This window comes from Planococcus sp. 11815 (assembly GCF_051096385.1).
In the GTDB taxonomy this organism is placed as follows: Bacteria; Bacillota; Bacilli; order Bacillales_A; family Planococcaceae; genus Planococcus; species Planococcus citreus.
Genome location: NZ_CP096991.1, coordinates 1,063,025 through 1,076,726 on the forward strand (window position 1 = coordinate 1,063,025; position 13,702 = coordinate 1,076,726).

Sequence of the window (13,702 nt, forward strand, 5' to 3'; positions counted from 1 at the left end):
AATTGGTTTGTAAGCGTCCCTTTCGATTAAGGTACAAAAAATCCCCTGCATAGAAAAATGCAGGGGATTTTTTAATGCGGTGCAATGAGAATCTGGATCGTGAACAGCACAGCAAAAATATAAAGGATCGGGTGGACGGATTTCCATTTGCCTTTGAAGATCTTCATGAGCGGGTAAGAGATAAACCCAAGTGCGATGCCGGTTGCGATGCTTGAGGTGAGCGGCATGGCCAGAACAATCAGGAACGCTGGGAACGCTTCATCGAATTGATCCCAGTCGATTTGCTTGACGGCGCCGATCATTAAGCTGCCGACAATGATGAGAGCGGGAGCGGTGATGGCGGCGACGCCGGAAAGCGAGCCGACGAGCGGCCCGAAAAAGGCAGCAGCGATGAACAGGATGGCGACGGTCAAAGTCGTGAGCCCTGTCCGTCCGCCTGCAGCGACGCCGGCGGAAGATTCGACATAAGCGCTGGTCGGGCTTGTGCCGACCATGGCGCCTGCACTGGCGGCGACAGAATCAGCGAGGAGCGCCTGGCGCACGCGCGGCATTTTATTGTCTTTCATGAGCCCTGCTTGTTTTGCGACACCGATCATCGTTCCAGTCGTGTCGAACAGCGTGACGAGCAGGAACGAGAACACGACGCCGTAGAGCCCGAATTCGGCGACGAGCAGGAACGCTTCGATGGGATTCCAGACGATGATGCCTTCCGGAAGCGACGGCAACTTCATGAAGCCTTCCGCAAATTTCAATTGCCCGGTGAAGAAGGCAATGATGCCCGTTGCGATCATGCCGAAGAAAATCCCGCCGTGAATGTTCAAGGACATGAAGATAAGCGTGATGGCGAGTCCTGCGAGCGTCAAAGCGACAGGCGGCGAAGTCAGGTCGCCAAGCCCCACGAGATTCGCTTCATTGGCGACGATCAATCCGCTAAGGCGCATGCCGATGAAGGCGATGAACAAGCCGATGCCTGCCGTGATGGCGTGTTTTAAGTTTTCTGGAATGGCTTCAATGAGGATTTTGCGCATTGAAGTCAAAGACAGTGCGACAAAGAGCAATCCGGAAACGAAAACTGCGGCAAAGGCAGTCGTATAATCAATGGCGCCGTCAGAAGCGAGCACCATGGAAGTGAAATATGCGTTAAGCCCCATGCCCGGCGCGATGGCAATCGGGTAATTGGCGAGCAATGCCATCCATAATGTACCGATGACTGCTGCAATGATGGTGGCGAGAAAAACCTGGTCGAACGGAACGCCGGCAGCACCTAAAATCACCGGGTTGACGATGACGATATATGCCATCGTCAGGAACGTTGTCATACCGGCTGTAATCTCGGTTCTGACGTCAGTTCCGTGTTCTTTTAACTGAAACATGGAATATCCTCCTTATAAACACGAACATTTTGAACAACACGTTTAATAATATTCGTTTTTAATATCGGATGCAAGAGCTTTTCTCAATCTAGTGGCGAATAGTCGAAATTCCTTTCGATAATTTCAAAGTGTTAAAGAAGTCTATTAACCAACTATGAATTAAAAAGGAATTATCTTTTCTTCATTCAAAAATCAAAGACTTATCTGAGTATCCGGAGAAGCGTTCGCTCGATTCCTGCGGGAAAAGCGGGTTTGAGAGACCCCGCAGGAACGAAGTGACGAGGAGGCTCGATTCCCGCCCGCGGAAAGCGAGCGATAAGCTTCGGGAAATACGGCCTCTTAACTTTTTCAACAAGCTGGAATAGTCGAAATTCCTGTCGACAATTTGTACAATGAAAAAGAACAGGAGGAGAATGTTTATGAATCTGACGATTGAATCAACAAAAACCTTACATAATGGAGTGGAAATGCCGCGTTTCGGCCTTGGCGTCTATAAGATGACCGATAAAGAAGCGGCGGTCGAAGCGATGGTAAAAGCAATCCAAACAGGCTACAAAGCGATCGATACAGCTACAGTGTATGACAATGAAGCAGAGGTCGGGGAAGCAATCCGCGCAGGCGGCGTGAAGCGTGAAGAACTGTTCATCACATCAAAAGTGTGGAACACCGACCAGGGCTACGACCAGACCTTGCGTGCATTCGAAGCTTCATTGAAACGGCTGGATATGGACTATCTGGATCTGTATTTGACGCATTGGGCAATTCCCGATACATTCGAGGAAACCTACCGTGCGATCGAGCGGCTATATGATGAAAAATTGATCCGTGCTGCCGGCGTCTCGAATCATCAGCAGCATCACCTGGAGAAGATCTTGGCCAAGGCCAATACGAAACCGATGGTCAACCAGATCGAGCTGCATCCGCAATTGACGCAGGAATCACTGCGCGAATTTTGTGCGGCACAAGACATTGCGGTCACTTCCTGGTCGCCACTTGCGAGAGGGCGTCTGCTCGAAGATCCGGTGCTGTCGGAAATCGGCGAAAAGCACGGGAAATCCATCGCGCAGACCATCATTCGCTGGCATCTCCAGAATGACCTGATTGTCATCCCGAAATCGGTGACGCCGTCGCGCATCGTTGAAAATGCCGATGTTTTTGATTTTGAATTAAGTGAGGAAGAACTGAAACAGATTTCAGCGCTCAACCAGGATTGGCGGAGCGGAACCCATCCGGACGAAATCAAAGTTTAATAAAAAAGGCCAGCGAATCCATTCGCTGGCCTTTGGTTATTGTTTTGCTTCGATATCGATTTGCTGCCCGGTGAACGGGTGTTTAAACGCGATGCGGAAAGCATGCAGGAAGTATTCGCCGTCTTCAGTCGGCGGCCCTCCGTACAATTCATCGCCGATGATCGGGTGCTTGACGTGCGACAAATGCGCGCGGATTTGATGCGTACGCCCAGTCTCCAAAGTTAAGTGAAGCAGCGAGCGGCCATCTGCGCGGTTGATGACCTGGTAATGGGTGACGGCGCTTTGCCCGTTCGGCGAAACGCGGCGTCGCGTCGCGTGATGGCGGTCGCGGCCTAGCGGGAAGTCGAGCGTTCCGGATTGCCCGCGAACGAGGCCTTTAACGAGTGCTTCGTATTCACGCTGCACAAGCTTTTGTTCAACCATTCGGTCCATGACGTTTTTGGCGATCGGGTGTTTGGCCAATAGCAACACGCCGGAAGTGCCTTGGTCAAGCCGGTGGATATGTTCGATATACGAACCGCCGGATTGCTGGACGTAAGCCATCAAGCCGTTGATGAACGTATCATCCTGGTGGTTATCGTTCGGGTGTGTTGCGAGCCCTTTCGGTTTATTGGCGATGATGAAGTGCTCGTCTTCAAATAAAATCTCAGGTTCGATCGATGGGTTTGGCTGGTACGGCGACTCAGCTTGGGGAATCGTAACAGTCAATTGCGTCCCTTTGTCGAGCGGTTCCTGCCAGCGGGGTTCTGTACCGTCTTCGAGACGGACGCCTTTTGCCATGCGCAATTCGTGCACGGTCTTTTTGCCGAGGCCCCATTCGTTTTTCAATAAGTCCGTAACGGTCATGCTTTGTTCCGGGATTTGGTAAGTCCAATTCATCATACAGTCCTCCATAAAAACGGGATCATGCGCGCGGCACATGATCCCGTTTCAGTTTATTTTTTCACGACTTCCTGGAAAAATTGTTCGATATTCTCTTTCGGCTGTGCGCCTGTCCAGCGGGCAACTTCCTGACCGTCTTCGTAATGGACCAGTGTCGGTGTCGCTTCGAGTGCATAATCAGACCAGCCTTGCTCAAATTCGAGCAGGTTGTACTGCAGCACATCGACTTCCATATCATCTGCAACAGGCATCAAGATCGGCGTTGTCTGCTGGCAGAATTGGCAAGTCGGGCTAAAGAAATAAACAGTCGTTGGCTCTCCGCTTTGGATCTGTTCATTTACGTCTTCTGGCAATGCGATGTTCTGATAGTTTTCGTCATCAAGCTGATCGATGGTGGCCGGATTCAGATCATCCGTGCCGTATGGATTGTCCGCCAGTTTCTCGTCTTGCGATTGATTGGTCAAGAAGACGATCAACGCAAAGATGGCAAGTACGACGCCGGCGATAATCAGCAATTTTTTCATCTTATTGTTCCTCCTTCAATGATTTCCACAGATAAACACTCGTTCCGGCAATCAAAGCGAATGCGATGAGTGCAAGAAACGGGATGGTGATGAATCCGAGGTAATTAATATATTCCCCTGTGCACGGGACTTGCCCACATGACGGTGCGGAATCCGACAAGAACCGGAGTTTTTGGATGCCGTAATGATACAGCGAAACCGAGCCGCCAATGACGGACAGCACGAGCGTAGTCATGGCGATGCGCGGATTTTTCTGCACATAGGCAACGCCGAGCACAAAGACGAGGGGATACATGAAGATGCGCTGCACCCAGCACAGCTCACACGGGACATACCCGCGTACCTGGGAAAAATACAGCGAGCCAAGTGTCGCAACCAGGGACACCGCCCACATGAACAGCAAACTGTTTTCTTGACGCTTCGTCATCTTTTGACCCTCTTTTCCGGAATGCTTTCCTTTTGAAGTATAATTCTTAACACCATACAAGTAAAATAATATCAACAACTGGGCGTATGGGCTATAATTAACTTTGAAACTTTTGTGAAGGAGCGCGGTAACGTGGCAGAACAATTCGATTTATCCCATTTTGAAAAAAGCATGATCATCCGTGAGATGAGCTATGCTGATATACCTGCCATTCTGGAAATGCAGCAGCTTTGCTTTCCGGGTATGGAACCTTGGAAAGAAGAGCAGCTTAGAAGCCATTTAGGCGTTTTTGCACAAGGGCAGATCGTCGCGGAACTTGACGGCAAAGTAATCGGCTCCTGCTCGAGCCTATTAATCAATTTCGACGAATACGATGACCGCCATACGTGGGACGATGTCACTGACGGCGGCTATATAACGAACCATAATCAAGACGGTTACAATATGTACGGCATCGAAGTCATGGTGCATCCCGAGTACCGCCGCATGCAAGTCGGACAGCGTTTGTACGAAGCGCGCAAAGAACTGGCGCGTGAATTGAACTTGAAGTCGATCATCATCGGCGGGCGCATCCCGAACTACCATAAACACGCAGACGAAATGTCGCCGCGTGAATACGTCGATTCGGTGTCACGCCATAAAATCTATGATCCGGTGCTGACGTTCCAATTGATGAACGGTTTCCAGTTGATGCGAATCAACCCCGGCTATTTACAGGATGATAAAGCATCGGGTAAATACGCAACGCTGATGGAATGGAACAATGTCGACTACAAGCCGATCTCGAAGCGACATTTCAAGACGAGTTTGCCAGTGCGCATCTGCGTCGTCCAGTACTTAATGCGTGCTATCAATTCATTCGACGATTTGGCGAACCAGGTCGAGTATTTTGTTGACGTGGCCTCTGACGCGCATTCGGATTTCGTCGTGTTCCCGGAAATTTTCACGACGCAATTGATGTCGTTCTTGAATGAGCCATCACCGAGCCAAGCCGTCCGCAAATTGACGGAATTCACGCCGCAATACATCGAGCTATTCACGGATCTCGCTGTGCGCTATAACGTCAACATCATCGGCGGCTCGCATTTCGTCAAGGAAGAAAATGATGAGATTTACAACATCGCATATTTGTTCCGTCGAGATGGTTCGATCGATAAACAGTACAAGATCCACATCACGCCGAACGAACGTAAATGGTGGGGCATTTCAGCAGGCGACTCCGTGCGCGTATTTGATACGGATTGCGGCAAGATCGCCATCCAGATCTGTTACGACATCGAGTTCCCGGAACTGGCCCGCATTGCCACAGATATGGGCGCCAACATCATCTTCTCGCCGTTTTGTACGGAAGACCGCCAAGGCTATTTGCGCGTCCGTTATTGTGCACAAGCCCGTGCGGTCGAGAACCAGATCTACACGGTCATTTCCGGAACGGTCGGAAACTTGCCACAAACAGAAAACATGGATATTCAATACGCGCAATCCGGAATCTTTGCGCCATCTGATTTCGAATTCGCGCGCGACGGCATCGTCGGAGAGACCAACCCGAACCTCGAAATGGTGTTGATCGGGGATGTTGACCTTGAAATCCTCAGACGCCAGCGCCAAGACGGCACCGTCAAGCAATTGAAGGACCGCCGCCACGACGTCTACCGTGTTGAATACAAACAAGATTAACTTTAGCCGCTCCGAATCGGGGCGGCTTTTTTGCGGAAAATTTGGTAAACTGATAAGTAATTGGAGGGATGAACCATGACATGGAAACAACGAATGCAAAAATGGCTTGGACACGAGGGGCTGGATGTGGATACGAAACAGCAGCTGCAATTATTATCGGAAGACGAGCAGCTGGCAGAAGATGCGTTTTATCAGGACTTGGTATTCGGAACAGGGGGGATGCGCGGCGAAATCGGCCCAGGCACGAACCGCATGAACGTCTATACCGTCAGAAAAGCATCAAAAGGCATCGCCGATTATATTGAAAGCTTCGGGGAAGAGGCGATGAAGCGCGGAGTGGCGATTGCGTTCGACAGCCGCCGCATGTCGCCGGAGTTTGCCGAAGAAGCGGCACGTACATTTGCAGCGGCCGGCATCCGTGCTTATGTGTATGAAGCGGGGCGCACGACACCGCAATTATCGTTCACGGTGCGGGAATTGAATGCCTTCATGGGCATCGTCATCACCGCCAGCCACAACCCGCCTGAGTACAATGGCTATAAAGTATACGGCGAAGACGGCGCACAATTGGATCTCGAAGCAGCGGACCAGGTCATCGGATTTGTTAGCCGAGTGGAAGATGAACTCGCAATCGAAAATGATGAGTATGATTCCTCCTTGTTGGAAATTCTCGGCGAAGAGCTCGACCGCGCCTATATCGACCAAGTGTTGACGGTGCAGGAAACTAGCGTTGAGCCAATCAGCGTCGTCTTTACGCCGCTTCACGGGGCATCAGGCGCGACTGTCCGCCGTGTGTTTGACGAAGCCGGTTATAGCGGCGTTAATTATGTGAAAGAACAAATGGCGCCGGACGGTGAATTCCCGACGGTAGAATCACCGAACCCGGAAGAATCATCGGCGTTTGACCTCGCCCGGAAATACGGCGAAGAGCAGACCGCAGATCTATTGATTGCCATCGACCCGGACGGCGACCGCGTCGGCGCGGCAGTTTGGACCGGTACGCAATACGAACTATTGACGGGTAACCAAACCGGCGGCATCTTGCTGGAATATTTATTGGGCCAGAAAAAAGCCAAAGGCGAATTGCCGGAAGACGGTCGCATCTTCAAGACCATTGTCACTTCCGGATTCGGGGAAGCGGTCGCTAGAAGCTACGGCGTAGAGAGCGAAGACGTGTTGACAGGCTTTAAATTCATCGGCGAAAAATTGCGTGAAAACGATGCGCAGCATGAATTCACTTTCTTATTCGGCTACGAGGAAAGCTACGGCTATTTGATCCGTGATTTTGCGCGCGATAAAGATGCCGTGCAAGCGACATTGCTATTGGTCGAAGCGGCTGCCTTCTATAAGAAGCAAGGCAAAAATCTGTACGGTGTATTGAATGAACTTTACGAACGCCACGGCTTCTACCGCGAATTGCTCGTTTCAGTGACGAAAAAAGGCATCGAAGGGGCACGTGAAATCACACAGCTGCTCGACGGCTTGCGCACAGCGCCGCCGCAATCCATTGCCGGCATCGCGGTCGAAAAAATCGAAGACTACGACAGCCGGACACGGACGCTTGTCGATATGGGGACGAGTGAAGCGATCGTCTTGCCGCAATCGAATGTCCTGAAATACTTCCTGTCGGATGGTTCGTGGGTCTGCGTGCGCCCAAGCGGCACCGAGCCGAAAGTGAAATACTATTTCGGCGTCAAAGCAGCAACCCAGCAGGAAAGCGACGAAAAGCTCGAACTATTGAAAGAATCATTTCTCGATATCGTTGCGAATCGGTGAAAAAGCTCCCCATAGAGGGAGCTTTTTCATTCGAAAGAATGAGGCAAACACCGGTTCTTATCGTTACAATAGCAACTAGGAGGGATCAGCCCATGGTGCCTGAACAGCATTCGGACGTCATTTTATTGAAAGAGATCGCGGAGTTGTTGAATGAAGAAACGAATATGGAGCGCATGCTCGGCGGGGCGATCGACAAGCTGCTGCAGAACTCCAATTTCGAGACGGCGTGGATCTTTTTCATTGACGAAAAAGGCAAGCACAGACTTGTGGCGCAAGCCAATTTGCCGGATGCCCTCGAGGAGCGGGATTGCCGCCATTTGACGAAAGGCGGCTGCTGGTGCGTCAAGCGCTACCACGACGGCGATTTAGAAAAGGCGTCGAATATCATCGCCTGCCAGCGCATCGAAAACGCCAAAGCGGCACATGGGAAAATCGGCAATATTTCGCATCACGCGACTGTACCGCTGCAATCTGGCAAGGAAAAATTCGGCTTGCTCAATATCGCTGCGGCCGATACGGTGCGTTTTTCAAAAGACGAACTGGCCTTATTGGAATCGGTCGCATTCCAAATCGGATCCGCCATCAAACGCATCGTCTTGACTAAGCAGGAACAAGAGCTGGCACTCGTCAAAGAACGCAATCGGCTCGCGCGGGATTTGCACGATTCCGTCAATCAGCTGTTGTTTTCGGTCACGTTGACGGCGAGGGGCGGCATTGAAATGGCGGAAGATGAAGCGCAAAAAAGCACGTTTCGGGACATCCAGCATCTCAGCCAGGAAGCGCTCAACGAAATGAGGGCGTTGATTTGGCAGTTGCGTCCAAAAGGGCTGGAGAGCGGCTTGATCGATGCCATCAAAGCGTACGGGGAAATGCTCGGGCTGTCGATGGAAACGAAAGTGACCGGCGTGATTCAATTGCCGTCGCGTACCGAAGAAACCTTATTCCGCATTGCGCAGGAAGCACTGAATAATGTGCGCAAGCATGCGGGAACAAGCGCTGCCCAAATTTACGTGACAATTACACCGACAGATGTCTTATTGGTCATCAAAGACGAAGGACTCGGTTTTTCTCCTGCACACGGCGCGATCCCGTCGATTGGCATACAAAGCATTCGCGACCGGGCGAAAGCAGAAGGCGGCACGGCCGATTGGTCTAGCGAATTAAGCAAAGGAACGGAAATCCTGGTACGGATTCCGTATTAAAGGAGTGGCAAGATGAGAGTATTGATTGCGGATGATCATCACGTAGTAAGAAGAGGGTTGCTGTTTTTCCTGAAAACCCAAAAAGACATTGAAGTGGTGGGGGAGGCTGCGAACGGCGTCGAAGCTGTCGAGATGGCGGGCGAGCTGCAGCCGGATATCGTCTTGATGGATCTGGTCATGCCTGAAATGGACGGCATCCAGGCAACTCGGAAAATCAAAGAGTCTCATCCGGATATCATCGTCTTGATGCTCACGAGCTTTTCCGACCGAGACCATATCCTCCCGGCGATCGAGGCAGGGGCGGCAGGATATCAGCTGAAAGATATCGAGCCGGACGAACTGGTCGAATCGCTACGCAGCTTGATGCGCGGGGAGAACACGCTGCACCCGAAAGCTTCGTCGGAATTGGCAAAAGCGCCGGAAGACCCACCGCCGCATGTGTTGCATCCATTGACGCCAAGGGAAGCGGAAGTGCTCGCGGAGCTGACCAAAGGGAAAAGCAACCGGGAAGTGGCGTCTGCTTTGTTCGTGACAGAGAAGACGGTGAAAACGCATATTTCCAATATCTTCATCAAACTCGAAGTCCAGGACCGGACGCAAGCGGCACTTTATGCGGTTAAACACGGCCTGACGGAATATGCCAATTGAAAACATTAAAAAAGCCTGCCGGATGAAAATCCGGCAGGCTTTTATTTTTTCTTAACAGGGCGGCTGCGGTATTCTTTCGTGCGCTGTTTCCACACTGCGCGTTCTGCCTGTTGTTTGGCAGCATCACTTTTTCGTTCGATATAGTCGAGCTCACGCAGCAATTTCAAATAGCTTGTGTAGCGGTCTTCCGGCAATTCGCCAGAAGCGAGTGCGGATTGGATGCGGCAGCCGGGTTCTTGTTGGTGGCTGCAATCGCGGAAACGACATTCGGCAGCGAAGCTTGTGATGTCCTGGAAGCTAGACTCAAGTCCGTCGGCAGAATCGGCCAGCTGGAATTCACGCATGCCCGGCGTGTCGATCAATAAACCGCCGCCCGGCAGCAGCACGAGTTCGCGGTGGGTCGTCGTGTGCCGCCCTTTGCTGTCGTCTTCGCGAATGTCCTGCACCGCCATTTTATCGCTCTGGGTTAAGGCGTTGATGAGCGATGATTTGCCGACCCCTGAAGAACCGAGCAGAGCGCCTGTTTTTCCGTCCGTTAAATAGCGACCAAAGGCCTCCATGCCAGCCCCAGTCAAGGCCGACACGGCAAATACATCGACGCCGAATGCAGTAGCGGCGACTTCTTTCAAGTAAACTGCAGGGTCTTCGCATTGATCGCTTTTCGTCAACACGACGACCGGCATGGCGCCGGAATCCCAAGCGGCGACCATATAACGTTCAAGGCGCCGGACATTAAAATCGTGATTGAGCGACATGACCAGGAAGACGTAATCGAGGTTGACGGCAATGGTCTGCACCTCGGACGTTTCCCCGGCCGCTTTTCGGGTAAAGCGCGATGTTCTCGGCAGGAGCTGGTGGATGATGCCTTTGTCTTCTCCAGGCATTCGTTCCAGCGCCACCCAATCCCCGACACTCGGGAATTCATCGCGGCTGTGGCTATGGCGGTAATTTCCGGATAAAGTAGCCGGCCATTCACCGAAATCGGTCATGACGCGGTAGCCGCTTTTATGTTCGAGAATGACGCGGCCCGGTATTTTGTGTTCAGGCAATGCTTGTTGGAATGATTCATTCCATCCGTATTGTTCGATAATTGACAATGTAATTTCCTCCTATAAAAACGCATAATAAAAAACCATGGCTGCAATGATGCCTGCCATGGTCTCCGCGCATAGGAAAGAAACGTATCGTCAGCGATACACAGAGGGAGACATCACAGCAAACATCATTAAGTTGCGGGTTGCACGAACTGAAATTGTCACCATACTGCCTCACCTCTTTCCATTAGTTAAGCTAATGATAATGGGAAATGAAGTTGAGGTCAACATTTTTTTGAGAGTATTTTGACAATAGCATCCAGCCGTTAAGGTTTGTCCCCTAATCGTCTCCACTTGCTTCAATAAAAGGGAAGTGTGAAATAGTACCAGCGTTTGCCCCAAATGGAATAGGGGAACAGGGGAATAGGCCATCATTCTTTTAAGGGGGGAAGTCATGAAAAAAGTCTTTTACAATTGGCGGGAAAAACTGTGGGTGACTCCTGCTATCTATAGCTTCCTTGCCGTATTATTGTCCATTGCGTTCTTCTATGTGGATTTATTGGTCATACAGCAATACCGTGAATTTATCCCGGACATCCTGTTGACGAATGTGCAATTAGCCCAAACGATCATGGGGGCGCTCGCAGGTGCGCTGTTGACGATGACGACGTTTACATTTTCTACGATTCTCGTTGTATTGACGATGTATTCTTCCCAGTTTTCGCCGAGAACATTAAAAAACTTCGTCCATGATCGCCTGACATGGCGTGTGTTAGGGGTATTTTTAGGCGGGTTCATTTACAATACGCTGTCGCTGATGTTCATGCGGGACGCGCTTTACACCCACGATGTCATCTCGACCTTTGTCGGCATCGTCATCGCCTTTTTCTGTTTATCGACTTTTGCTTATTTTATCCACCATATCGCCACGAATGTGCAGGTCGAGAAGTTGATTGAAGAGCTTGAGCAAGATGCCGAACGGATTATCGATAGCTATAGTGAGAAACAACAGCAAGATATGGAAATCGAATCGGAATGGAATCCTGATGGTTTTGCCAAAATGATTGTTGCCGAAAACGATGGGTATATCCAGTTCTTGTATTTTGACAAGTTGACGGAATATGCGGTGGAGCACAATCTGGAAGTCGAAATTCTTCATGGCATCGGTTCATATGTCCATGAGAATACGGCGTTATTCCGTGTCTATCAGCATCAGCAGAAAGATATTGATTTACATCGTTTTATCACCATTGGTACCGAACGGACGACCGATCAAGATCTTGATTTCGCCATACAAAAAATGGTCGAAGTGGCACTTCGGGCGATTTCCCCAGGCATTAACGACCCGAATACTGCGAATGGCATCATCATCCGAATTGGGCGGCTGCTCGGCAAATTAAGCCATCTGGAGACCGGGGCGATTACCATTACGGATGAAGAACAAAAAGATCGTGTGCGGTATCCTTTTTTTACTTTCGAACATTTTCTGTATCTTACATTCCATCAACTTATCCATTACGGAAAAGAAGATGTATCGGTGGTGGCTTCTATCGTTGAATCTTTGACGAATGCAACGCAGTTATCAGAATCAGCTCATCATGAAGCCATTTGGGAAACTCAGTTGCACTTGCTCGAACATTTGGAAGGCGCACCCTTTAAGCGTCTGGATCGGCGCTACATCCAAGGGAAGTTGGACGCACTGGCACAAGCGACGGATCGCAGACCTATCTTGCTTAGCGATTACCAAGTTGATCAGGAAGCATGAATAGCACTCAATGCATCGGCTTCTGATTAAAGGCAGCACATTCGGAACACTGTGGAGAAAGGAGGAATCATGAAAAATCCGCAATTATTTGAAGGTATCGGCATTTTGAGGGAGTTATCGGTCACTGAGTTTTTCTTATTCTTTCTTTATTTATTATTGATCTTCATTGGCAAATGGATTGCCCAAGCCGTGCTGAAACGAATCGTGAGGCATGATGGTTATCAAGAGCGGATTTATCCAGTTCTCGAAGACATTCTGAATTGGGTCGCCTTTTACGGCAGCATTATGCTGTTCTTGTTTTATTTCGGGCAGGAAGAATGGCTGACGACGCCTTTTTACGAAACGGAAGGGGTCGACGTCTCCATTTTGCTGATTGTGGTTGCCATCATGATCGTCACGTTTTCGAGCCGCGTCGTTAAAGCATTCAATAGTTTTGTCATGCCATATGTCTATGGGCAGTTCGATGTAGAAATGGGCATGAGCTATACGATCAACCGGCTCATTTATTATGCCGTGATGTTTCTGGCGATTGCAGTCAGCTTCACGCTCGTTGGGTTAGATCTGCGGGCAGTCGGCATTGTCTTCAGTGTGCTCGGGATCGGCATCGGTTTCGGCGTCCGAAACATCGCCGCGAACTTTGTCTCAGGTATCATCATTTTATTTGAACGGCCGATGGAAGTCGGGGAAATGGTTGAAATCGACAAGAAAATCGGGCGTATCACGAAAATCAAATTACGCTCGACAATCGTTGAAACAAATAAAGATGGGACGCTTGTTGTGCCGAACCAGTACTTCATCGAACAGATTGTCAAGAACCGCTCGGGCGCAAAGCTGTTCGCGCGTGTAGTCGTCAGTGTCGAGTACGGATGCGACACGGAATTGGTCTCGGAATTGCTGGTGCAAGCGGCGGAACGCGAAATCACGAAAGTTGCAGGCGTGCCTGATGAAAAGCCTGATGCCCAATTCATCGATTTTCGTAATTCCTCGATGGATTTCCAAGTGGAAGCGCGTGTCCTCAATGTCGAAATGAAAGACCGCTTAGAAAGCCGGATCCGCCACGGCATCGCTGCCTTGTTTGTAGAACACGGCATTCGCCTTGCGTCTTTACCGGGCGAAAGAACAGAATAAAAGCATGAGAAAAAAC

The 13,702-nt window shown here is 50.3% G+C and carries 12 protein-coding genes; 7 read left to right on the top strand and 5 right to left on the bottom strand.

Features of this window, described 5'->3' with window-relative positions; all coding sequences use genetic code 11:
* Positions 1 to 71: 71 nt before the first annotated feature.
* Entirely contained in the window at positions 72 to 1,373 is a 1,302-nt protein-coding gene (locus M1Q06_RS05420) for an NCS2 family permease (protein ID WP_121301393.1), read from the bottom strand.
* A 419-nt stretch (positions 1,374 to 1,792) separates the two neighbouring features.
* Between M1Q06_RS05420 and M1Q06_RS05425 the strand changes: the two genes are divergently transcribed.
* Entirely contained in the window at positions 1,793 to 2,623 is an 831-nt protein-coding gene (locus M1Q06_RS05425; protein ID WP_434402117.1) for an aldo/keto reductase, read from the top strand.
* Between the two features lie 36 nt (positions 2,624 to 2,659).
* Here the strand turns inward: M1Q06_RS05425 and M1Q06_RS05430 are convergent, their stop codons facing one another.
* Genes M1Q06_RS05430 through M1Q06_RS05440 form a run of 3 tightly spaced genes read right to left on the bottom strand, consistent with a single transcriptional unit; the run spans position 2,660 to position 4,456 of the window.
* A complete protein-coding gene (locus M1Q06_RS05430) occupies positions 2,660 to 3,505 on the bottom strand; it encodes an RluA family pseudouridine synthase (protein ID WP_434402119.1) in 846 nt (281 codons plus the stop codon).
* A 53-nt stretch (positions 3,506 to 3,558) separates the two neighbouring features.
* The gene (locus M1Q06_RS05435; RefSeq protein ID WP_058381324.1) at positions 3,559 to 4,029 is read right to left on the bottom strand and encodes a thioredoxin family protein; all 471 of its coding nucleotides are present in this window, start codon (positions 4,027 to 4,029) and stop codon (positions 3,559 to 3,561) included.
* A 1-nt stretch (position 4,030) separates the two neighbouring features.
* Positions 4,031 to 4,456 carry a disulfide oxidoreductase gene (locus tag M1Q06_RS05440; protein ID WP_434402121.1) on the bottom strand — a complete coding sequence of 142 codons (426 nt, stop codon included), beginning with the start codon at positions 4,454 to 4,456 and terminating at the stop codon, positions 4,031 to 4,033.
* A 132-nt stretch (positions 4,457 to 4,588) separates the two neighbouring features.
* Here M1Q06_RS05440 and M1Q06_RS05445 point away from each other — a divergent pair, with 132 nt between their 5' ends.
* The 4 genes from M1Q06_RS05445 (at position 4,589) to M1Q06_RS05460 (ending at position 9,759) form a co-directional block, all read left to right on the top strand.
* Positions 4,589 to 6,133, top strand: coding sequence for a carbon-nitrogen hydrolase family protein (locus M1Q06_RS05445; protein ID WP_121301389.1), 1,545 nt, complete (start codon positions 4,589 to 4,591; stop codon positions 6,131 to 6,133).
* Positions 6,134 to 6,208: 75 nt separating this feature from the next.
* Complete coding sequence (locus M1Q06_RS05450; protein WP_434402123.1) at positions 6,209 to 7,909, top strand: phospho-sugar mutase; 1,701 nt, start codon at positions 6,209 to 6,211, stop codon at positions 7,907 to 7,909.
* Positions 7,910 to 8,001: 92 nt separating this feature from the next.
* Positions 8,002 to 9,111: a GAF domain-containing sensor histidine kinase gene (locus M1Q06_RS05455; protein WP_121301387.1), complete on the top strand. Its 1,110-nt coding sequence runs from the start codon at positions 8,002 to 8,004 to the stop codon at positions 9,109 to 9,111.
* Between the two features lie 12 nt (positions 9,112 to 9,123).
* Positions 9,124 to 9,759: a response regulator transcription factor gene (locus M1Q06_RS05460; RefSeq protein ID WP_121301386.1), complete on the top strand. Its 636-nt coding sequence runs from the start codon at positions 9,124 to 9,126 to the stop codon at positions 9,757 to 9,759.
* Positions 9,760 to 9,800: 41 nt separating this feature from the next.
* Here the strand turns inward: M1Q06_RS05460 and rsgA are convergent, their stop codons facing one another.
* Positions 9,801 to 10,856 carry a ribosome small subunit-dependent GTPase A gene (gene rsgA, locus M1Q06_RS05465; protein WP_434402126.1) on the bottom strand — a complete coding sequence of 352 codons (1,056 nt, stop codon included), beginning with the start codon at positions 10,854 to 10,856 and terminating at the stop codon, positions 9,801 to 9,803.
* Between the two features lie 391 nt (positions 10,857 to 11,247).
* Here rsgA and M1Q06_RS05470 point away from each other — a divergent pair, with 391 nt between their 5' ends.
* Both M1Q06_RS05470 and M1Q06_RS05475 read left to right on the top strand, forming a co-directional pair.
* The gene (locus M1Q06_RS05470; protein ID WP_434402128.1) at positions 11,248 to 12,558 is read left to right on the top strand and encodes a DUF2254 domain-containing protein; all 1,311 of its coding nucleotides are present in this window, start codon (positions 11,248 to 11,250) and stop codon (positions 12,556 to 12,558) included.
* A gap of 69 nt (positions 12,559 to 12,627) precedes the next feature.
* Positions 12,628 to 13,686 (top strand): mechanosensitive ion channel family protein, encoded by a 1,059-nt coding sequence (locus M1Q06_RS05475; RefSeq protein ID WP_121301383.1) that lies wholly within the window; start codon positions 12,628 to 12,630, stop codon positions 13,684 to 13,686.
* Positions 13,687 to 13,702 lie beyond the last annotated feature (16 nt).

Bases quoted from the DNA above. Each gene is read 5' to 3' on its own strand.
- M1Q06_RS05420 (WP_121301393.1), bottom strand. From the start codon at position 1,373: ATGTTTCAGTTAAAAGAACACGGAACTGACGTCAGAACCGAGATTACA.
- M1Q06_RS05425 (WP_434402117.1), top strand. From the start codon at position 1,793: ATGAATCTGACGATTGAATCAACAAAAACCTTACATAATGGAGTGGAA.
- M1Q06_RS05430 (WP_434402119.1), bottom strand. From the start codon at position 3,505: ATGATGAATTGGACTTACCAAATCCCGGAACAAAGCATGACCGTTACG.
- M1Q06_RS05435 (WP_058381324.1), bottom strand. From the start codon at position 4,029: ATGAAAAAATTGCTGATTATCGCCGGCGTCGTACTTGCCATCTTTGCG.
- M1Q06_RS05440 (WP_434402121.1), bottom strand. From the start codon at position 4,456: ATGACGAAGCGTCAAGAAAACAGTTTGCTGTTCATGTGGGCGGTGTCC.
- M1Q06_RS05450 (WP_434402123.1), top strand. From the start codon at position 6,209: ATGACATGGAAACAACGAATGCAAAAATGGCTTGGACACGAGGGGCTG.
- M1Q06_RS05455 (WP_121301387.1), top strand. From the start codon at position 8,002: ATGGTGCCTGAACAGCATTCGGACGTCATTTTATTGAAAGAGATCGCG.
- M1Q06_RS05460 (WP_121301386.1), top strand. From the start codon at position 9,124: ATGAGAGTATTGATTGCGGATGATCATCACGTAGTAAGAAGAGGGTTG.
- M1Q06_RS05470 (WP_434402128.1), top strand. From the start codon at position 11,248: ATGAAAAAAGTCTTTTACAATTGGCGGGAAAAACTGTGGGTGACTCCT.
- M1Q06_RS05475 (WP_121301383.1), top strand. From the start codon at position 12,628: ATGAAAAATCCGCAATTATTTGAAGGTATCGGCATTTTGAGGGAGTTA.